Annotated in this window: 17 protein-coding genes, 5 tRNA genes and 1 pseudogene; 20 read left to right on the top strand and 3 right to left on the bottom strand. The window is 50.2% G+C overall.

Annotated features, from left to right (window positions below):
- Positions 1-10: 10 nt before the first annotated feature.
- Complete coding sequence (locus QNN86_RS11635; protein ID WP_182269287.1) at positions 11-982, bottom strand: glucitol/sorbitol-specific PTS transporter subunit IIBC; 972 nt, start codon at positions 980-982, stop codon at positions 11-13.
- A complete protein-coding gene (gene srlA / locus QNN86_RS11630; protein WP_096755984.1) occupies positions 979-1,542 on the bottom strand; it encodes a PTS glucitol/sorbitol transporter subunit IIC in 564 nt (187 codons plus the stop codon). The genes QNN86_RS11635 and srlA overlap by 4 nt, the downstream gene beginning before the upstream one ends.
- A gap of 262 nt (positions 1,543-1,804) precedes the next feature.
- On the opposite strand from srlA, the gene mltB reads away from it, so the two are divergent.
- The 20 genes and pseudogenes from mltB (at position 1,805) to QNN86_RS11530 (ending at position 19,353) form a co-directional block, all read left to right on the top strand.
- On the top strand, positions 1,805-2,884 hold the full coding sequence (gene mltB / locus QNN86_RS11625; protein ID WP_096755985.1) for a lytic murein transglycosylase B: 1,080 nt from the start codon (positions 1,805-1,807) through the stop codon (positions 2,882-2,884).
- Positions 2,885-3,077: 193 nt separating this feature from the next.
- Complete coding sequence (gene pncC / locus QNN86_RS11620; RefSeq protein WP_414211136.1) at positions 3,078-3,575, top strand: nicotinamide-nucleotide amidase; 498 nt, start codon at positions 3,078-3,080, stop codon at positions 3,573-3,575.
- Between the two features lie 92 nt (positions 3,576-3,667).
- The gene (gene recA, locus QNN86_RS11615) at positions 3,668-4,732 is read left to right on the top strand and encodes a recombinase RecA (protein WP_414211135.1); all 1,065 of its coding nucleotides are present in this window, start codon (positions 3,668-3,670) and stop codon (positions 4,730-4,732) included.
- A 69-nt stretch (positions 4,733-4,801) separates the two neighbouring features.
- A complete protein-coding gene (recX, locus tag QNN86_RS11610) occupies positions 4,802-5,302 on the top strand; it encodes a recombination regulator RecX (RefSeq protein WP_181617693.1) in 501 nt (166 codons plus the stop codon).
- Positions 5,303-5,430: 128 nt separating this feature from the next.
- The gene (gene alaS / locus QNN86_RS11605; protein ID WP_414211134.1) at positions 5,431-8,058 is read left to right on the top strand and encodes an alanine--tRNA ligase; all 2,628 of its coding nucleotides are present in this window, start codon (positions 5,431-5,433) and stop codon (positions 8,056-8,058) included.
- A gap of 238 nt (positions 8,059-8,296) precedes the next feature.
- The gene (gene csrA, locus QNN86_RS11600; RefSeq protein ID WP_000906486.1) at positions 8,297-8,482 is read left to right on the top strand and encodes a carbon storage regulator CsrA; all 186 of its coding nucleotides are present in this window, start codon (positions 8,297-8,299) and stop codon (positions 8,480-8,482) included.
- Between the two features lie 379 nt (positions 8,483-8,861).
- Positions 8,862-8,954: transfer RNA gene (locus QNN86_RS11595), tRNA-Ser, on the top strand.
- A gap of 3 nt (positions 8,955-8,957) precedes the next feature.
- A tRNA-Arg gene (locus tag QNN86_RS11590) sits at positions 8,958-9,034 on the top strand.
- A 91-nt stretch (positions 9,035-9,125) separates the two neighbouring features.
- Positions 9,126-9,202: transfer RNA gene (locus QNN86_RS11585), tRNA-Arg, on the top strand.
- Positions 9,203-9,243: 41 nt separating this feature from the next.
- Positions 9,244-9,320, top strand: a tRNA-Arg gene (locus QNN86_RS11580).
- A 41-nt stretch (positions 9,321-9,361) separates the two neighbouring features.
- Positions 9,362-9,438: transfer RNA gene (locus tag QNN86_RS11575), tRNA-Arg, on the top strand.
- Positions 9,439-9,575: 137 nt separating this feature from the next.
- On the top strand, positions 9,576-10,142 hold the full coding sequence (yqaB, locus tag QNN86_RS11570) for a fructose-1-phosphate/6-phosphogluconate phosphatase (protein ID WP_096755991.1): 567 nt from the start codon (positions 9,576-9,578) through the stop codon (positions 10,140-10,142).
- Complete coding sequence (locus QNN86_RS11565) at positions 10,139-10,567, top strand: YqaA family protein (protein WP_115257642.1); 429 nt, start codon at positions 10,139-10,141, stop codon at positions 10,565-10,567. Before yqaB ends, QNN86_RS11565 begins: the two co-directional genes overlap by 4 nt.
- Before the next feature lie 77 nt (positions 10,568-10,644).
- Positions 10,645-12,201, top strand: a complete 1,557-nt coding sequence (gshA, locus tag QNN86_RS11560; protein WP_115257643.1) for a glutamate--cysteine ligase — start codon at positions 10,645-10,647, stop codon at positions 12,199-12,201.
- A 149-nt stretch (positions 12,202-12,350) separates the two neighbouring features.
- A complete protein-coding gene (luxS, locus tag QNN86_RS11555) occupies positions 12,351-12,866 on the top strand; it encodes an S-ribosylhomocysteine lyase (RefSeq protein ID WP_135911530.1) in 516 nt (171 codons plus the stop codon).
- A 328-nt stretch (positions 12,867-13,194) separates the two neighbouring features.
- On the top strand, positions 13,195-14,553 hold the full coding sequence (locus QNN86_RS11550) for a glycoside-pentoside-hexuronide (GPH):cation symporter (protein ID WP_137399110.1): 1,359 nt from the start codon (positions 13,195-13,197) through the stop codon (positions 14,551-14,553).
- 83 nt (positions 14,554-14,636) lie between these two features.
- Positions 14,637-16,007, top strand: coding sequence for a carbohydrate porin (locus QNN86_RS11545; RefSeq protein WP_181617688.1), 1,371 nt, complete (start codon positions 14,637-14,639; stop codon positions 16,005-16,007).
- 21 nt (positions 16,008-16,028) lie between these two features.
- Positions 16,029-16,913, top strand: a pseudogene (locus QNN86_RS11540) (glycoside hydrolase family 3 protein).
- Positions 16,914-17,104: 191 nt separating this feature from the next.
- Positions 17,105-17,455, top strand: coding sequence for a hypothetical protein (locus tag QNN86_RS11535; RefSeq protein WP_181617686.1), 351 nt, complete (start codon positions 17,105-17,107; stop codon positions 17,453-17,455).
- Positions 17,452-19,353, top strand: coding sequence for a hypothetical protein (locus tag QNN86_RS11530; protein WP_414211133.1), 1,902 nt, complete (start codon positions 17,452-17,454; stop codon positions 19,351-19,353). The genes QNN86_RS11535 and QNN86_RS11530 overlap by 4 nt, the downstream gene beginning before the upstream one ends.
- Before the next feature lie 532 nt (positions 19,354-19,885).
- On the opposite strand, the gene emrB is transcribed toward QNN86_RS11530, so the two are convergent.
- Positions 19,886-21,430, bottom strand: coding sequence for a multidrug efflux MFS transporter permease subunit EmrB (gene emrB, locus QNN86_RS11525; protein WP_414211132.1), 1,545 nt, complete (start codon positions 21,428-21,430; stop codon positions 19,886-19,888).
- Positions 21,431-21,441: the final 11 nt, after the last annotated feature.

Below are 21,441 nucleotides of genomic sequence, written 5' to 3'. Positions count from 1 at the left end.
TGAGAGCCTCTTATTGATAAATAAAGCCGGAAACAAACCAGGCGATGAGAACGGTAGGCGCGCCGGTCAGGAAGCGGCTTACCAGTACGGACGGCACGCCGACGCGCACGGTGTCCTGACGGGCTTCTGCCAGTGATAACCCCACAGGGATGAAGTCGCAGGCGGCCTGGGCGTTGATCGCGAACAGTGCAGGCAGAGCCAGATGTGGAGGAATATTGCCCAGACCAATCTGCACGCCAATCAACACGCCAATAACCTGGGCGATCACTGCACCTGGGCCGAGGAACGGCGACAGCAGCGGGAAGGAACAGATTAATGCCAGCGTCACGAGCCCCAGCGGATGGCTGGCCAGCGGCGCCAGGCCGTGGGCGATCCAGTCACCCAGGCCGGAGGCCATGATGATGCCGATCAGCGCCGAGACGAAGGCCATAAACGGCAGAATGGTTTTCAGCACGGTATCAATCGTGTCGCGCCCGGACTGGAACAGTACCGCCACGGCGGAACCCATGCCCATGCCGACTTTCGCCAGCAGGCCATCACTCTGTTCAGTAATCTTTTTACTGGTGTCGTAGTCACGACCCGCCGTGGTGCTTGCTGGTGGTGGCGTCGTGGTGGCTTCACCGACAGCGGTAATGTTGTCTTCTTTAACGCCGGAGACATAAATATCTTCGGTAATGTACTGCGCCAGCGGGCCGGACTTTCCGGTGGCGTGAATGTTGATTGTCGGAATCCGGCGTTTCGGGTAAATACCACAGCGTAGCGTGCCGCCGCAGTCAATGATGGCTGCGCCGATTTCGTCTTCTGCGGGCTCACCTTCTTTAAAGCCATCAATAGCCTGCCATCCGGTTAATTGCGCCAGCTTATCGACAATCGCCGGGCGTGTTCCCGCGGTGATATAGACAATTTTCTTGCCGGGTGTTGCATCCAGTTCAAGCGGGCCACCCCAGCCACCGATACCTTTTTCAATACGAATACGCGTCATGATGTTGCTCCCGCCAGATGGACTTTCTGCTCGAGTTGAATGCCCATTTTCTTTTCGAAGATGGAGGTGGTGAGGTCGGTCACCCAACCACGGAAGAAGTTAGTCACCAGCCCGACCAGCAGATAGCTCACCGCGAGCGGACCGAGCGGCAGGCCAAGCGTGGTCAGGCCGCTGGCGATCCCCAGATAGACAAACAGTTCGCCAGGGTTGATGTGTGGGAATAATCCGTTCATTGAGTGGCAGCTATAGGAGGCCGCCGCGTAGTAGCTGGGTTTGTACTTCTCGGGCATAAACCGGCCCAGACTCAACGTCATCGGGTTACAAAAAACAAAGGTGCCGATGCACGGCAGCAGCAGATAGCGAGACAGCGGATTTCCGGCACAGCGCTGAGCAAAACGTTCAATTCGCTGCTGACCAATAAAGTTAATGAGCGCGTTCATGATGACCAGCAGGCTAATTAACAGCGGAAGGATCCCGGTGACCATGCTGGTGAACACTTCTCCGCCTTTCTGGAACAGCCCGATGAACCACTCTGCGCCCAGGGTGATGGTGTCGATCATTATTCTCTCCTGTAGGGGGTTGGGGACTTGCTATAACGTGGTTTATTTTAATCATAGTGAAAGGTTTTAAAGTGTTATTTTGATCGCAAAATGAAAGATAAATATTTTAATGTGAAAGTTATTGCGTGAAAGATCGCAAATAGAGTGGTAAACGGTGAAAGGTGAGGTAAATTCTGCGAAGGAGCGCGACTACCGCTTCCTTGTACGGCGGTTGATGCTTTACCATACTTCTCTCTGGCTGAATCTGTTTAATGGATGTCTCATGTTCAAGCGTCGTTATGTAGCATTACTTCCCCTTTGTGTGTTGCTTGCTGCCTGTAGCAGCAAACCAAAACCTTCAGAGACTCAAACGACAACGGGTACGCCTTCTGGCGGCTTCCTGCTTGAGCCGCAACACAACGTCATGCTGTCGGGCGGCGACTTTGCTAATAATCCGAATGCGCAGCAGTTCATCGATAAAATGGTGAGCAAGCACGGTTTTGACCGCCAGCAGTTGCAGGAGATCCTGTCGCAGGCCAAGCGTCTGGACTATGTTCTGCGCCTGATGGATCGTCAGGCCCCGACGACGCAGCCGCCAGCCGGGCCTAACGGCGCATGGCTGCGCTATCGTAAGCAGTTCATCACGCCAGATAACGTACAAAACGGCGTGGCGTTCTGGAACCAGCATGAAGATGCGCTGAAGCGCGCATGGCAGGTCTACGGCGTACCGCCGGAAATTATTGTCGGCATTATCGGTGTCGAAACCCGTTGGGGCCGCGTGATGGGTAAAACGCGAATTCTGGATGCGCTGGCGACGCTGTCGTTTAACTATCCGCGTCGGGCGGAATACTTCTCCGGTGAGCTGGAAACCTTCCTGCTGATGGCGCGGGATGAAAGCGATGACCCGCTGGACCTGAAAGGCTCTTTCGCCGGAGCAATGGGCTACGGACAGTTCATGCCGTCCTCTTACAAAGAATATGCGGTTGATTTCAATGGCGATGGGCACATCAACCTGTGGGATCCGGAGGATGCCATCGGCAGCGTGGCAAATTACTTTAAAGGTCACGGTTGGGTGAAAGGCGATACGGTGGCGGTGCCGGCAAACGGCCAGGCGCCAGGGCTGGCAAACGGATTTAAAACCCAGTACAGCATTTCTCAGCTTGCGGCTGCAGGTCTGACGCCACAGCAGTCGCTGGGTAACCATCAGCAGGCCAGCCTGCTGCGTCTGGATATTGGCACCGGTTATCAGTACTGGTACGGGCTGCCGAACTTCTACACCATTACCCGCTATAACCACAGCACGCATTACGCGATGGCCGTCTGGCAATTAGGTCAGGCTGTAGCGCTGGCGCGCGTACAGTAATCCTACGCTACCGGCCTACTCGAGGTGTCCTCCTGTAGGCCGGATAAGAGGCGTTAGTATCGCCATCCGGCAGATCTTCTTGACGCGACGGATCTATTTCCGGAATCCCCCTCGTAAATTACTCTCCTCATCCCCACATTTGTTTTGAAAGTGCTATCTTGTCCGGCATATTTTTTAACTGACAGAGGCTGAAATGACCGACAGTGAACTGATGCAGTTAAGTGAACAGGTAGGGCTGGCATTGAAATCGCGCGGCGCGACGATGACCACCGCAGAGTCCTGTACCGGCGGTTGGGTAGCGAAAGCCATTACGGATATCGCGGGCAGTTCCGCCTGGTTTGAGCGCGGATTTGTGACCTACAGCAACGAAGCCAAGTCGCAGATGATTGGTGTGCGAGAAGCGACGCTGGCACAGCATGGCGCGGTGAGTGAGCCGGTGGTTGTTGAAATGGCCATTGGTGCGCTAAAAGCGGCCCGCGCTGATTTCGCCGTTTCTATAAGCGGAATTGCCGGGCCGGATGGCGGTAGCGAAGACAAGCCGGTTGGGACCGTCTGGTTTGCCTTTGCCAGCGTAAGCGGCGAGGGGATCACGCGCCGGGAATGCTTCAGCGGCGACCGCGATGCGGTGCGTAGACAGGCGACCGCCTATGCGTTACAGACCCTGTGGCAACAATTTCTACAAAATACTTGATACTGTATGAGCATACAGTATAATTGCGTCAACAGAACATCATCTTTCACGATTCTTGGTTCAACCCGAGAGTGGCATGACAGGAGTAATTAATGGCTATCGACGAAAACAAACAGAAAGCGTTGGCGGCAGCGCTGGGCCAGATCGAAAAGCAATTCGGTAAAGGCTCCATCATGCGCCTGGGTGAAGACCGTTCCATGGACGTGGAAACCATCTCCACCGGTTCGCTTTCTCTGGATATCGCATTGGGTGCGGGCGGTTTGCCGATGGGGCGTATCGTCGAAATCTACGGGCCAGAATCCTCCGGTAAAACAACCCTGACGCTGCAGGTGATTGCTGCCGCACAGCGCGAAGGTAAAACCTGTGCGTTTATCGATGCAGAACACGCGCTTGACCCTGTTTATGCCCGTAAGCTTGGCGTTGATATCGACAACCTGCTGTGTTCTCAGCCGGACACCGGTGAACAGGCGCTGGAAATCTGTGATGCGCTGGCGCGTTCCGGTGCTGTAGACGTTATCGTTGTTGACTCCGTTGCCGCGCTGACGCCGAAGGCGGAAATCGAAGGCGAGATCGGTGACTCTCACATGGGCCTCGCGGCACGTATGATGAGCCAGGCGATGCGTAAACTGGCGGGTAACCTGAAACAGTCCAATACGCTGCTGATTTTCATCAACCAGATCCGTATGAAAATTGGCGTCATGTTCGGTAACCCGGAAACCACGACCGGTGGTAACGCACTGAAATTCTACGCCTCTGTTCGTCTGGACATCCGTCGTATTGGCGCGGTGAAAGAGGGCGATAACGTGGTCGGTAGTGAAACCCGCGTTAAGGTTGTGAAAAACAAAATTGCTGCACCGTTTAAACAGGCAGAATTCCAGATCCTCTACGGTGAAGGTATCAACTTCTACGGCGAACTGGTTGATCTGGGCGTGAAAGAGAAGCTGATTGAAAAAGCCGGCGCATGGTACAGCTACAACGGTGAGAAAATTGGTCAGGGTAAAGCGAACGCAACCAACTGGCTGAAAGAAAACCCGACTACCGCAAAAGAAATTGAGAAAAAAGTTCGCGAGTTACTGCTCAATAACCAGGACTCAACGCCGGATTTCTCCGTCGATGACAGCGGGCAAGACGTAAAAGAAACGAACGAAGATTTCTGATAATCTAGTTTTATCGTATAAAAAGGGCTGCATATGATGCGGCCCTTTTTCCATTTCTGAGGGTGCACTATGACAGATTCAACGTCTCGCCGATCCGCGTATTCCCGTCTGCTTGACCGCGCCGTGCGCATACTTGCCATGCGCGATCACAGCGAGCAGGAACTGCGACGCAAACTGGCGGCTCCGGTTATGGGAAAAAATGGACCGGAAGAAATTGATGCTACGCCAGAAGATTACGACAAGGTTATTGCTTGGTGTATCGAAAGCCGCTACCTGGATGACGACCGTTTCGTTCAGCAATTTATCGCCAGCCGTAGCCGTAAAGGCTATGGGCCTGCACGTGTGCGCCAGGAGCTGGGGCAGAAAGGTATTTCCCGCGAAGCCATCGAACGCGCGATGCGTGAATGTGAAATTGACTGGGCGCAGTTGGCGCGAGATCAAGCTATCAGAAAATACGGTGAGCCCTTGCCGGTGGATTTTTCAGAAAAGGTTAAGGTCCAGCGTTTTTTGCTCTATCGCGGCTATCTGATGGAAGATATTCAGGCAGTATGGCGAAATTTTGACGATTGAGCGCATACGGGATTTTACTTCCCCGCAAAGAAAACTTATCTTATTCCCACTTTTCGATTGCCAGCGGCGCGGTTTACGTGCCTATGCTGGTGATGACATTTCGTTAGCTTGATTTCTTCAGGATAATTATGAGCAAGAGCACCGCTGAGATCCGTCAGGCGTTTCTCGATTTTTTCCACAGTAAAGGACATCAGGTAGTTGCCAGCAGCTCCCTGGTTCCAAACAATGACCCTACTTTGTTGTTTACCAACGCCGGGATGAACCAGTTCAAGGATGTTTTCCTTGGTCTCGACAAGCGTAATTATTCCCGCGCAACCACTTCGCAGCGTTGCGTACGTGCGGGCGGTAAACACAACGATCTGGAAAACGTCGGCTACACTGCACGTCACCATACTTTCTTCGAAATGCTGGGTAACTTCAGCTTCGGCGATTACTTCAAACACGACGCCATTCAGTTCGCATGGGAACTGCTGACCGGTGAAAACTGGTTTGCCCTGCCGAAAGAGCGTCTGTGGGTAACCGTTTACGAAACTGACGATGAAGCCTTTGAAATCTGGGAGAAAGAAGTCGGTATCCCGCGCGAACGTATCATCCGTATTGGTGATAACAAAGGTGCGGCCTATGCCTCCGACAACTTCTGGCAGATGGGTGACACCGGTCCTTGCGGTCCGTGCACCGAAATTTTCTATGACCACGGCGACCACATTTGGGGTGGCCCTCCGGGAAGCGCAGAAGAAGATGGCGATCGCTACATTGAGATCTGGAACATCGTCTTCATGCAGTTTAACCGTCAGGCTGACGGTACCATGGAACCGCTGCCGAAGCCGTCCGTAGATACCGGTATGGGTCTGGAGCGTATTGCAGCCGTGCTGCAACACGTTAACTCCAACTACGATATTGACCTGTTCCGCGCGCTGATTGAATCCGTGGCGGAAGTGACCGGTGCTACCGATCTGAGCAACAAATCGCTGCGCGTGATTGCCGACCATATCCGTTCCTGTGCATTCCTGATTGCCGATGGCGTTGTGCCGTCGAATGAAAACCGTGGCTATGTGCTGCGTCGTATCATTCGTCGCGCGGTGCGTCATGGCAACATGCTGGGTGCGAAAGACACCTTCTTCTACAAGCTGGTGGGGCCGCTGGTCGAGGTGATGGGTTCTGCGGGTGAAGAACTGAAGCGTCAGCAGGCACTGGTTGAGCAGGTTCTGAAAACTGAAGAAGAGCAGTTTGCCCGCACGCTGGAGCGTGGTCTGGCTCTGCTGGATGAAGAACTGGCAAAACTGTCCGGCGATACGCTGGATGGCGAAACCGCCTTCCGCCTGTACGATACCTACGGCTTCCCGGTTGACCTGACGGCAGACGTTTGCCGTGAGCGCAACATCAAGGTTGACGAAGCGGGCTTTGAAGCCGCAATGGAAGAACAGCGTCGTCGCGCGCGTGAAGCCAGCGGTTTTGGTGCCGACTACAATGCGATGATTCGCGTTGACGGTGCCTCTGAATTTAAAGGCTATGAGCATCTGGAGCTGAACGGTAAGGTCACCGCGCTGTTTGTAGATGGTAAAGCGGTAGATGCAATTAACGCAGGCCAGGAAGCCGTTGTCGTTCTTGACCAGACCCCGTTCTATGCGGAATCCGGTGGTCAGGTTGGCGATAAAGGTGAACTGAAAGGTGCGGGCTTTGCGTTTGCGGTTAGCGATACGCAAAAATATGGCCAGGCAATTGGTCACCTCGGCAAACTGTCTGCGGGTTCTCTGAACGTGGGCGATGCCGTGCAGGCTGACGTCGATGAAGCGCGTCGTGCGCGTATTCGTTTGAACCACTCCGCAACGCACCTGATGCATGCGGCGCTGCGCCAGGTTCTGGGCACGCACGTGGCACAGAAAGGCTCGCTGGTTAACGATAAAATTCTGCGTTTCGACTTCTCTCATACCGAAGCGATGAAACCGGCTGAAATTCGTGCGGTTGAAGATCTGGTGAATGCGCAAATTCGTCGCAACCTGCCGATTGAAACCAACATCATGGATCTCGACGCGGCGAAAGCCAAAGGCGCAATGGCGCTGTTTGGCGAGAAATATGATGACCACGTGCGCGTGCTGAGCATGGGGGATTTCTCTACCGAACTGTGTGGTGGCACTCACGCCAGCCGTACCGGTGATATCGGCCTGTTCCGCATCATCTCTGAGTCCGGTACTGCCGCGGGCGTGCGTCGTATCGAAGCCGTAACCGGTGAAGGTGCTATCAATACCGTGCATGCTGAGAGCGACCGCTTAAGCGAGATAGCGCATCTGCTGAAAGGCGATAGCCAGAATATCGGTGACAAAGTACGTTCCGTACTGGAGCGTACGCGTCAGCTCGAGAAAGAATTGCAGCAATTGAAGGAACAGGCTGCCGCGCAGGAGAGTGCAAATCTTTCCAGTAAAGCGGTTGATATCAACGGCGTGAAGCTGCTGGTCAGCGAATTGACCGACGTTGAACCTAAAATGCTGCGTACCATGGTTGATGATCTGAAAAATCAGCTGGGGTCTACCGTTATCGTACTGGCAACGGTAGTTGAAGGTAAGGTTTCTCTGATTGCGGGCGTGTCTAAGGATGTGACTGACCGTGTGAAAGCAGGGGAACTGATTGGCATGGTCGCTCAGCAGGTAGGCGGTAAGGGTGGTGGACGTCCGGACATGGCGCAAGCCGGTGGTACGGATGCCGCAGCTCTGCCTGCAGCGTTAGCCAGTGTGAAAGGCTGGGTCAGCGCAAAACTGTAATAATTATAAGCGTAATTCGACGCTGCGGAGGTCAATCCGCAGCGTCTGCATCAACGCTATCGACAACGATAAAGTCAGGTTGAAGTTGTGTATATCGGCTAAACTTAGGTTTAACAGAATGTGATGCCGTGACTGCTTACACTTAGGTGTTTGTCATCGCTTACTTTTTGGCGTTATATGATGGATAATGCCGGGATACAGAGAGACCCGACTCTTTTAATCTTTCAAGGAGCAAAGAATGCTGATTCTGACTCGTCGAGTTGGTGAAACCCTCATGATTGGCGATGAGGTCACCGTGACAGTTTTAGGGGTGAAGGGCAACCAGGTACGCATCGGCGTAAACGCCCCGAAAGAAGTTTCTGTCCATCGGGAAGAGATCTACCAGCGTATCCAGGCTGAAAAATCCCAGCAGTCCAGTTACTAAGGTTTTCGCGTCTCACCTTTCTGGTGAGGCGCAACCTGATTTAGCGCCTCTCTTTTCCTGTTTCTGTTACTTTTCCTTTTCGCTTTACCTCCTGACACCCATCTTGTTCTTCTGATTTCACGCTGTTTTCACTGCTGCACTGCACTTTTTGCCTTTTCCTCAATTTTTCTGTTTGCCCGCCCCCCCGAGAAAACGCCAATTTATCTGTTGATAAAACACTCTTTTTGCCGTTTTTGCAGACTAATTGCGCGTGAAATGTGCAAACGATAAAAGCACTGGAAAAATTGTTTGACTTATAAGTACCAGAAAGTAATATGTGCGCCACGCAGCGACGATGAGCAGAAACAAGTTCTTCGAAGCACTCGCAAGAGGCGTTGTTGGTGAGGTGGCCGAGAGGCTGAAGGCGCTCCCCTGCTAAGGGAGTATGCGGTCAAAAGCTGCATCCGGGGTTCGAATCCCCGCCTCACCGCCATTTGCATCCGTAGCTCAGCTGGATAGAGTACTCGGCTACGAACCGAGCGGTCGGAGGTTCGAATCCTCCCGGATGCACCATATTTTCTGTTTCTTCAGCAATGAAAGAATGGATAATCGATACGGCCTTAGCAGCGGTATCAAAAATCTGCACTAAAGTAGTTTCCCTGATGCATCCGTAGCTCAGCTGGATAGAGTACTCGGCTACGAACCGAGCGGTCGGAGGTTCGAATCCTCCCGGATGCACCATATTCTCCGCAGTATTAATTGTAAATCAATAGTTCCCTGATGCATCCGTAGCTCAGCTGGATAGAGTACTCGGCTACGAACCGAGCGGTCGGAGGTTCGAATCCTCCCGGATGCACCATCTTCTCCGAAGTATTAGTTGTAAATCAATAGTTCCCTGATGCATCCGTAGCTCAGCTGGATAGAGTACTCGGCTACGAACCGAGCGGTCGGAGGTTCGAATCCTCCCGGATGCACCATCTTCTCCGAAATAATCCCCAGCACCATCTCTCTTTTTCTGAATCAAACTTCTAAAACAATCCTCAATTCGCTGTCAGCGACAAAATCAATCAATTACGATAAAGTAACGTCTGGTCATTCGGCTTGTGAGAAGACGATGTACGAACGTTATGCGGGTTTGATTTTTGATATGGATGGCACCATTCTCGATACCGAGCCAACGCACCGTAAAGCGTGGCATGAGGTGTTAGGGCGTCATGGGCTCCGTTTTGACGAGCAGGCCATGGTCGCACTCAACGGTTCCCCAACGTGGCGTATTGCACAGTCGGTCATTGAACTGAATCATGCCGATCTCGATCCCCATGCGCTGGCGCGTGAAAAAACCGACAGCGTTAAAAGCATGCTGTTGGATAGCGTTCAGCCATTGCCGCTTATTGATGTTGTTAAAGCCTGGCATGGTCGTCGGCCTATGTCGGTCGGTACCGGGAGCGAAAGTGCCATTGCAGAGGCGCTGCTCGCGCATTTAGGGCTACGTCACTATTTTGATGCCGTCGTCGCAGCTGACCACGTACAACGCCATAAACCCGCACCTGACACGTTTTTACTGTGTGCCGAGCGTATGGGCGTTGTCCCGACTCAATGCGTGGTATTTGAAGACGCTGACTTCGGCCTGCAGGCTGCACGTGCGGCCGGTATGGATGCCGTGGATGTCCGGTTATTGTGAGTGATGGACTGTCACTCCTGTCACTGTTTGCCAGCAGTTTCCTCAGCGCCACGCTGTTACCTGGAAATTCTGAAGTTGTTTTAGTGGCTCTGCTGGTTTCCGGGGTGAGTCATCCCTGGGTCTTAGTCTTAACAGCAACAATGGGTAATAGCCTTGGAGGGTTAACTAACGTTATCCTTGGGCGTTTCTTCCCGTTACGTAAAACGTCACGATGGCAAGAGAAAGCGATGGGGTGGCTGCAGCGCTATGGCGCTGTCACACTATTATTAAGCTGGATGCCGGTTGTGGGGGATTTGCTGTGCCTGCTAGCGGGATGGATGCGCATCTCGTGGGGGCCAGTACTCTTTTTTTTATGCCTTGGCAAAGCGTTGCGTTATGTTGTGGTCGCAGCGGTTACGACGCAGGGCATTATGTGGTGGCACTAATTGTGTTGTGGAAATGCCTGTAGGGTAACCAATACTATGATGCTAATTAAAACGATTTTGACAGGCGGGAGGTCAATTTGATCCCGGACGTATCACAGGCACTGGCCTGGCTGGAAAAAAATCCTCAGGCGTTACAGGGGATTCAACGTGGTCTGGAGCGCGAAACGCTGCGTGTTAATGCTGATGGCTCATTAGCGACGACAGGCCACCCGGATGTGTTAGGCTCCGCGCTGACGCATAAATGGATAACAACGGATTTTGCCGAAGCGCTGCTGGAGTTTATTACTCCTCCGGGCGACGATATCCAGAAAATGCTCACGTTTATGCGTGATCTGCATCGTTATACCGCCAGAAATCTGGGCGACGAGCGTATGTGGCCACTGAGCATGCCTTGCTATATCGCTGAAGGTCAGGATATTGAATTGGCGCAGTACGGTACCTCGAATATTGGCCGTCTGAAAACGCTCTACCGTGAAGGTCTCAAAAACCGTTACGGCGCTCTGATGCAAACGATTTCCGGCGTTCACTATAATTTCTCGCTGCCGATGGCATTCTGGCAGGCGAAATGCGGCGTAACGGACGATGAAGACGCCAAAGAGAAAGTGTCTGCTGGCTACTTCCGCCTGATCCGCAACTATTATCGTTTTGGTTGGGTGATCCCGTACCTGTTTGGCGCATCTCCGGCGATTTGTTCTTCTTTCCTGCAAGGAAAGCCGACAACTCTACCGTTTGAAAAAACGGACTGTGGTATGTATTACCTGCCGTACGCGACATCGCTGCGCCTGAGCGATTTGGGTTATACCAATAAGTCGCAAAGCAATCTCGGTATTACGTTTAACGATTTGCATGAGTATGTGGCAGGATTAAAACGCGCGATTAAAACCCCTTCCGAGGAGTACGCGGCGATCGGTCTGGAGAAAGACGGTAAACGTCTGCAAATTAACAGCAACGTACTGCAGATTGAAAATGAACTGTATGCGCCTATTCGCCCGAAACGGGTAACCCGTAGCGGTGAATCGCCGTCAGATGCGCTGCTACGCGGCGGTATTGAATACATTGAAGTGCGTTCGCTGGATATCAACCCCTTCTCGCCGATTGGCGTGGATGAGCAGCAGGTACGTTTCCTCGATCTGTTTATGGTGTGGTGTGTCCTGGCGGATGCTCCGGAAATGAGCAGCGATGAGTTGCTGTGTACGCGCACCAACTGGAACCGTGTGATTCTGGAAGGACGTAAGCCGGGCCTGACGCTAGGTATTGGCTGTGAGACCGCCCAGTTCCCGCTGCCGAAAGTGGGCAAAGATTTGTTCCGTGACCTGAAGCGCGTGGCGCAAACGCTGGACAGCATCCATGGAGGAGAGGAGTATCAAAAAGTCTGTGACGAACTGGTTGCCTGCTTTGATAATCCTGAGCTGACGTTCTCCGCGCGGATCCTGCGGTCAATGATTGATACGGGCATTGGCGGCACGGGCAAAGCGTTGGGCGAGGCTTATCGCAATCTGCTGCGTGAAGAGCCGTTAGAGATCGTGCAGGAAGAGGCGTTTATTGCTGAAACTGCGGCTTCAAAGCGTCGTCAGCAGGAGATTGAAGCGGCGGATACTGAGCCGTTTGCCGCGTGGCTGGAAACGCACGCTTGATACAAAAGAAAAAGGCCACTCGGGAGTGGCCAAAATTTCATCTCTGAAACCAGGGATGATGATAACAAATGCGCGTCTTTCATATACTCAGACTCGCCCCGGAACAAAGAGTTCAGATTATTTTTAAAAATTTTATCGGAGGTGGCTAAATGCCGTTGTTAGATAGTTTTACTGTCGATCACACCCGGATGGAAGCTCCCGCAGTCCGGGTTGCAAAAACGATGAACACCCCGCATGGCGACGCCATCACCGTGTTTGATCTGCGTTTCTGCATTCCGAACAAAGAAGTGATGCCTGAAAAAGGGATCCACACGTTGGAACACCTGTTTGCCGGGTTTATGCGTAACCACCTTAACGGTAATGGCGTTGAGATTATCGATATCTCTCCAATGGGCTGCCGTACTGGCTTCTACATGAGCCTGATTGGTACGCCGGACGAGCAGCGTGTGGCTGACGCCTGGAAAGCGGCGATGGCCGACGTGCTGAAAGTGCAGGATCAAAATCAGATCCCGGAACTGAACGTCTACCAGTGTGGAACGTATCAAATGCATTCGCTGAGCGAAGCGCAGGAAATTGCCCGTCATATTCTGGAACATGACGTACGCGTTAACAGTAATGAAGAGCTGGCGTTGCCGAAAGAAAAATTGCAGGAACTGCATATTTAGTCTGATTTATTACGTTTTCCTGTTATTCGAAAACCCCGGCCTGCAACCGGGGTTTTTTATTATCATTTATCCTTAGCCATAAAATATTTATATTACATTTGTTTGGTGAATATTATTTGTGTTAATAACTAACAAGTTCGCAACGAATAAAACGTGAGCGAAGAAACAAAAATAAGGGCCAATAAGTAAACCTACCTCGCTGCGATCACATAAAGAAAAAAACATAAACAGTTAACAGAAAAACATAATGGATTAGGCCAGATAAGATGTTTTAAAAATACCCTACGACAGAAACCGGTTACATTTTTGTATTGGCAAAGGAGTTTGTATGTCTACAGGGGACAAGATATCGATCAGGGAAAAGGTGGGGTACAGTCTGGGTGACGCGGCCAGCCACATCGTTTTTGACTCTTCGGTAGCAATTCTTGCGTATTTTTATACTGATATTTATGGTTTACCGCCTGCGGTAATGGGAACGATGTTTTTACTGGTCCGCTTGCTGGATGCGATTACCGATCCCATTATGGGGGCGATTGCCGATGCAACCTCCACGCGCTGGGGACGTTTTCGCCCATGGCTACTGGCGATTTGTGTACCCTTTGCCGTCAGCTGTGTGCTGGTTTATTCCATTCCTGATTTTTCCGACAGTGGAAAAGTGGTCTATGCGGTGGCGGCATATATCTTTATGACGCTGATGTATACGGCCATTAATATTCCTTACTGCTCACTGGGTGCTGCGCTGACGTCCGACCCGCGTGAAAACCTGTCCTTGCAGTCATGGCGTTTTGCGATTACGCCAATCGGCGGTGCGCTGGGAACAGCGTTAATTTTACCGCTGGCAGATTATCTCTATCCTGGTGATAGAGCGACGGGGATTCAGGTTTCAATGGCTATCTTCGGCGTCATTGGTTGTCTGATGTTTATCATCTGCTTTTTAACCACCAAAGAACGTGTGCAGCCGATCAAAGAGGAAAACCTCAATATTACCCGTGATGTAAAAATTTTATTCAAGAATGAACAGTGGCGAATTTTATCTGTTTATAACTTTATGATGCTGGTTGCGGTGGTGCTGCGCGGTGGAGCGGTGGTTTACTACGTTAACACTGTGCTGAACAAAGGTGCTGATATTATTACCGTCTTTATGCTGGCTAGCATGTTTGCTTCAATGCTGGGGTCGATACTTGCTAAACCCTTTGGTACCCGGTTCTGTAAAATTAAACTCTCTTTTTGGGTTAACTTACTCACAGCCGTATTTGGTGTGCTGTGCTTCTTTGTGCCGGTTCAGTATTGGATAGTTGTGCTTGCGGTTCATATTATTATTTCCATTATTCAGGGCGGTAATGGTGCTCTGCAATGGTCGATGATTACTGATGCGAATAATTACGGTGAATGGAAAACGCACCGTCGAATTACCGGAATGAACGTCGCAGCAAATATTTTTGTCATCAAATTGGGTGTTGCCGTTGGTGGTGCTATTTTGGGCTGGGTGCTGGCCGCATTTGATTATGCCTCAGGTAGTGCTGTGCAGTCCGCGTCTGCCGTACAGGGCGTTACGTTATTATTTACCATTATTCCTGCAATATTTTATATTCTGACGGCATTCTCTATTAAATTCTATGGATTAACAGAAGCAAGAATGAATGGCATTGTCACCGACCTTAAAAGCGGTAAGTTTGCGCATTCCTGATAATAACCAAAATATTGTAATAGCAGGAGGATGAGATGTTTACGACATCTCATCTGGTATACATCAAACTTTAGGGATGAATAATGAAAGCGAAATATTTGGCGCTGATGATCGGTGCTTGCTTATCTCAAAACCTGTGGGCTGCAAATAATAGTACCATTGAGCAACGTCTTGCTGAACTGGAGCAGCGTGTTATTCGCGCAGAACAGCGGGCAACTGACGCCGAGTCGCAGGTTCAGTCGCTACAGCAACAACAGGTAGCGGCAGCACCTACGGTGAAAGTTGAATCAGCCGAACCCGTCGCAGCAGGCGCTAACCCACCAAAACTGACGTTATCCGGATTCAGCGATATTAAATTCTACGGTGATGTGGAGTTTAATATGGATGCTGCCAGTCGTTCCGGTAGCCTGACATCAATGCGCACCTCCGCCAACAAAGACTGGGCGCCGGGAACCAATGAGCGCTGGGATATCAACGGACGTTTGCTGCTGGGATTTGATGGCTACCAGCGGCTGAACAACGGTAACTTTGCCGGTTTCTCGGTCCAGCCGCTGGCTGATCTGACCGGCAAAATGAATCTCGATGATGCGGTCTTCTTCTTTGGGCGTGAGAACGACTGGAAAATTAAGGTCGGGCGCTTTGAAGCCTATGATATGTTCCCGCTGAATCAGGATACCTTTGTTGAGTATTCGGGGAATACGGCGAATGACCTCTACAGTGACGGCTACGGCTACATCTATATGATGAAAGAGGGGCGTGGACGTAGCGACAGTGGCGGTAACTTCCTGCTGAGTAAAACCATCGATAACTGGTATTTTGAAGTGAATACGTTGCTGGAAAATGGCAGTACGTTGTTCTCCGAGAAGCAGTATCACGGTATGGATTTAACCAGCGATAAAAATGTGGCCTATGTTCGACCGGTTATCGCCTGGCAAAATGGCCGCCTCTCCACGGCGCTGGCGATGGAAAGTAACGTCGTGAATAACGCCTATGGTTATTACGATAACGGCAAGTGGATCGATCAGTCAGATCGTACGGGCTATGGTTTTACCATGACCTGGAACGGACAAAAAACCGATCCTGAAGAGGGGGCTGTCATTAACCTCAACACGGCGTATATGGATGCGACCGATGAAACCGACTTTACTGCCGGGGTGAATGCGTTATGGCACCGCTTTGAACTGGGTTACATCTATGCCCATAACAAAATTGAAGCGTTCAATGCGACCAATATTGATGCCGTGTGTGATGATGACTGCTGGATCACCGATCCAGGCAATTATGATATTCACACTATTCATGCCTCATATTTATTTCCCAACGTGATGGATATGAAAAACTTTAATATCTATCTCGGTGCCTATGCCTCATGGGTCGAGGCCGATCCACATAACGGTGACAGCAGTGAAGATGCGCGTTACGGCGGACGTCTGAGATTCAAATATTACTTCTGATAATCACAGGGCTCATCATTGATGGGCCCTGTTTTATTTCAATGCAGAATAAGGCAATGGACACAGGATTTTTCAACTATGCATCAGAATCTTATGGGTAAACCGCTTGACGGGTTTAGTGAGTTTGCCACGATTGTTGCGGCACAAGGGGCGGTATTACTCAAAAATGATAACGCAGCACTGCCCCTGCGCCCTGAGGATACTATTGCGCTGTTTGGGCGAACGCAGATTGATTATTACTGTAGCGGTACCGGGTCGGGTGGCGCCGTTAATATCGTCGAGAAGTGCAACTTCCTGGAGGCTATGCGTACGCGTTGTGCTGCAAGGTTAAACCCCGTGCTGGCGCAGAAATATGAGCAATGGGTCGGTGAAAATCCGTTTGATAACGGTGGCGGTGGTTGGGCACAAGAGCCCTGGTTTCAACAAGAGATGCCGCTGCAGGAAGACGAGGTGGCGCTGGCGAAGTCAATATCGCAAAAGGCCGTTGTGGTTATTGGTCGAACCGCTGGAGAAGATAAAGACAATGCCGATGTTGCCGGCGGATATCGACTGACCCCGAACGAATTTTCTCTGCTGGCCTGCGTCTGTCGTCACTTTAACGATGTGATAGTCGTACTCAACATTTCTTTCATTATCGACATGTCCTAGCTTGAGGCCCCGGAATTACGCGGGCGAATTGGGGCGATACTTTGCGCCTGGCACGGTGGTGCGTTTGGTGCACAGGCCGTCGCCGCGTTATTGTGCGGCGAGGTCACGCCTTGCGGAAAACTGACCGACAGCATTGCGTACTCACTGGAGGATTCCCGCCATGCGTCTGGCGGGAGTACCTACTTTTTTCATTCATATTATTTATATATTTTATTTTTTATGTGTTTTGTATTTATAATATTCCTCGTGATTATTTAATTTATTAATTTATTTGATGATTATGTTCTCTTTTATTATTCATTATTATTTTATTTGTGTTTGTATTTTTATTTTTTTTGCTAGGCATGATCTTGTTTTTGGTTTTTTGTAATGATACCTTTCTTGAGTCTTTTTAGATGGCGGATTTTACTTTTATTCAATATGATCAGGGATGTTAATATATGGAATGCGTGAATATTTTGAAGGTTATCATTTGTGCATGTTTTATAATGTCAGGTTGTGCAAAAAAAAACATTCCTGATGTTGTAAAAAACCCACCTCAAGGACAGGTGAGTTGTTATCAAAGTATAACTACATTGAAAGTGTTAGATAAAAAATCTTTTGATGTGTATAAAAAACAGTTTGATAAAATTAATGAATTATATGTTGTTTACAATAAACAAAAGTCGCAGTTGGATAGTGAATCTGCGGAAATTATTAAACTCGAAGTTAATAATAAGTTAATGGTAGTTTGCTCTCGCGTGCGCAATGCCGTATTTAACGTAATGAACCAACAAGCGAGTGAATTGGACAAACTATGAGAAAAATATCGCTGATTGCAGCTTCATGTTTCCTCATGTTACTGCCTGATACTGTTTTTTCAGAAGATTTCCTTTCCAAAGAAAACTCTATGCTTTTAGAAAGGTTATCTGAGGATAAGGTTATCAGTAATAGTGGTATTCCCAATAACGTAGTTATTGCAGAACCGACTACACAGATACGCTCGAACGACCTGCAGGGAAAAATTACAGCTCTGGAGAGAGCTAATCGTCTCCGAGAGGCGCAGTATCGTATCGCCCTCGAAAAAAATAAGGAGTTAAAGAGGAAGCTTGAGGCATCCTTTGCTGAAGGTATCAATTCACAAGACAAAAAAACAACCAATAAATCCATTGCTGTTAATGTTAACAGTGAGTTAACTAACCAATCAATGGTATTGAATAAAAAGATTGCTGGTCTTGAAAAAAAACTAGCGGATGTGACTAACCAGAAAGAGAAACTAGAGCAACAGACTGCAAAGTTGACTGTTTTAGAAAAAGAAAAGTATGATTTATCAAAACAATTAGCGATATTATCGGCGAGTTCAAAAGAGTCACCTAAACAAAAAAATCTATTGGAACAGCAGACCCAAAAGCTTAGCTATTTGGAAACAGAAAAAGCGAAGCTGTTAAAACAGAAAGTAAGTTCAGAGCAAAAAATAGCTCAATTGGCATTGCTAGAAAAAGACAAAATTGCACTAGAGAAAGATAAAGCTGATCTGGTTAAGCAGATAGTGGAACTGAATAAATCCGGCAGCGCTGATGTGTTGAAACAAAAAGCAGCGCTGGGGCAACAGACGGCTCAGCTGGCGGCACTGGAGAAAGACAAGGGTGTGCTGGCGAAGCAGATAGCGGATCTGAATAAATCCGGCAGCGCTGATGCGGCGAAACTGGAGAAACAGACGGCTCAGCTGGCGGCACTGGAGAAAGACAAGGGTGTGCTGGCGAAGCAGATAGCAGACCTGAATAAATTCAGTAGTGCAGAGGCGGCGAAGCAGAAAGCCGCACTGGAAAAACAGTCGGCTCAGTTGACAGAGCTGGAGAAAGACAAAGCTAAAGCAACAGCAAAATCTAAATTACTTGCGCAACAGATTTTGAAGCTTGTCAACGTAATAGAAGATACGGGAAAAGTAAAAAAGTATCTGGAATCTCAGAACGTTAGTCTGATCGCTCAGAATAGTGAGCAAAAATCAAATATGGTTAAAATGGCCGAGTCATTGCGAAATTCTGAGAATCTGTCAAAGTTAGTTGCGGAGGAAAGAAGGAAAAATATTGAACTTAATACTTTGATTTCTAAATTGAATGTTTCAATAGGCGAAAAATCATCGCGAATTGGCGTGCTTGAGCAAGAGTTGTCTAAAAATGCTCAAAAAAATATTGAGCTTGAAGCATCAATACGACAGATGAATTTGAGTACCGTAAAGGCAGCTAACGTGCCTGAGAATGCCGCACATGGTGGTAATGCGGTTGCCCCGAAACCGTTATTGCAACAGCAACAAAATTCGCAAACGATAATAACATCGCTTTCTGTTAAAGAGCAGTCAGAGGAACTGATGCGTTCAATTAAGGTGAAAAAAGGGGCTATTCAGCAATCCGATGGGGTTGTTTATGTTGTGGAAAGCAAAGGCGCAAAGCGGAAAGCGAAGCAAAAAGATAATATACAGTTTGTAATGAAAGAAGAGGTTAGTACGGGCATAGTTTTATCAAATAATGTTAATATTAATAGCAAAGTTGATAAGTTACCTGAATTACTTAGTAAGGCCGTTACTCTTGTAGGCACTAAGGGGCGCGTGAAAATATATATACCGCCTGATTTAGCTTATGGTGGTAAGGGTATTCCCAATGTTGCACCTTCAGGTATTGTTTCAATATTAACGGTAGATGTTACTGGCTTGAAACCATAAGCATATTTTTCTTGCTGCCTTTTATATGTGCGCTGGGCATGGCGCGTAGCGCCGTGACAGGCGCTGTTCTTTGGCTGTGGTGGTCAAAGAACGACTAAGAGGTGTAAGTCCTCGACACATCTGGTGAGGGAAGTGTTAGCCGAAGGCAAGGGTGTCTACCGTGAGGAGGATCTTAAGGAAGCCGGAAGCAAAATGCTGGCCTGACGAACAGGAAGCGGTTAAGGCGGCGCAGTGGGGTGAGGTGGCATATATCACCAAAGCCCGATACTCACACAGAACGCTGTGACGTAGAGCCGACAGGTATAAGCAGGAAAGTCGCGCGAATTACCCCGGGAGATCTGCCACTCTGCCATCGTGTTACCAGTCTCGTGAGAGGCCGGGATGGGCTTAATATCACTGGTGGAAAAGCAGCGGCAGTTCCAGCGTTAACATGAACCGCCGAATGTGAAACCGCACGTACGGTGGTGTGAGAGGACGGCGGGAGTGATCCCGCCTCCTACTCGATTATAAACTCTAATTGATTATTAACGTATTAGTGCGCCCCACCGCCACCGCCACCGCCACCCGCGCCGAATGGCGGTTTGGCGAACCACACCAGGCTGAGCAGTAGGATGAATATCCCCGCCGACATCCAGAAGATTTCGTTGGCGGAAATTATCAGCCCCTGGTTGGTAATTTGCTGTGCCAGCCAGCCGGAGGCCTGCTGCTGGGTCATCCCAAGATCCTGCAACTGGCTATACATCGCCTGTGCATTAGGGTTGTAGGGGTTTACTGACTCCGTCAACTGCGCGTGATGCAGCGACTCACGGCTAGTCCACATGGTGGTGGTAATCGATGTGCCGATAGAGCCTGCCAGCGTTCGCGTAAAGTTAGACAAGCTTGACGCCGCCGCCAGACGCTCAGGCGGCAAGCCAGACAGCGTGATGGTGGTCAGTGGCATAAAGAAGCAGGCCACGGCGAACCCCTGAATAAACTGCGGCCAGGCCGACGCGCCAAAATCCATACCGGGCTCGAACGTCCACGCGCGCCAGTAGAAACAGACGGCATACATAATAAAACTAAACGTGACCAGCCGACGCATATCCAGCTTGTGGGCGAAGCGGCCGATAATCGGCGACAGGATCACCGGGATTATCCCCACTGGCGCGGAGGCCAGACCCGCCCAGGTCGCGGTGTATCCGTAGACCTCCTGCAACAGCTGCGGCAGCAGGACGATAGCGCCGAAGTAGAGCATATAGGCCAGGCTGATACACAGGCAGCCGATGGTAAAGTTTCGCGACTTAAACAGCGAAAGATCGACAATCGGGTTATCGTCGGTAAGCTCCCAGACAATCAGGAAGCTGATGGCCACCACGGCGACGACCGTCAGGATAATAATCTCCTGCGAGGCGAACCAGTCCAGCTCTTTACCGCGATCGAGCATAATCTGCAAACTGCCGATACCGACAACTAACAGCGCCAGACCAATGGCATCAATGCGTCGCTGTTCGGTACGGGTTTCCCGGCCGCGCAGGGTTTGCAGCGTCATCAACACCACCACCGCCCCGATCGGCACGTTAATGAAGAATATCCAGCCCCAGTGATAGTTGTCGCTGATATAGCCCCCGAGAATCGGGCCACAAATCGGGGCGACAATCACCGTCATTGACCACAGCGCGAGGGCGATAGACCGTTTGGCGGGCGGATAGTTATTCAGTAACAGGCTTTGTGAAAGCGGAATTAATGGACCGGCGACAATCCCCTGAATCACGCGGAAGAAAATCAGCATGGTCAGGCTGTTGGACATCCCACACACCCAGGACGCAATGACAAAGCCGATGGTGGACCACATGAACAGCTTTACTTCGCCAAAGCGTTTGGCCAGCCAGCCGGTGATCGGAATGGAGATAGCATTCGCCACCCCGAAAGAGGTGATCACCCAGGTCCCCTGGCTCAATGAAGAGCCGAGGTTCCCGGCAATAGTGGGGATCGCCACGTTAGCAATGGTGGAGTCCAGCACCTGCATGAATGTCGCCAGTGACAACGCGATCGTCATAATGACGAGCTGCGCGCCTTCCAGCGGTTTTTGCTGTTGCATCACACGCACCT

The organism is Citrobacter sp. C348, assembly GCF_047467975.1.
Taxonomy (GTDB): Bacteria; Pseudomonadota; Gammaproteobacteria; order Enterobacterales; family Enterobacteriaceae; genus Citrobacter; species Citrobacter gillenii.
This window is presented reverse-complemented; position numbering and strand designations above follow the sequence as displayed.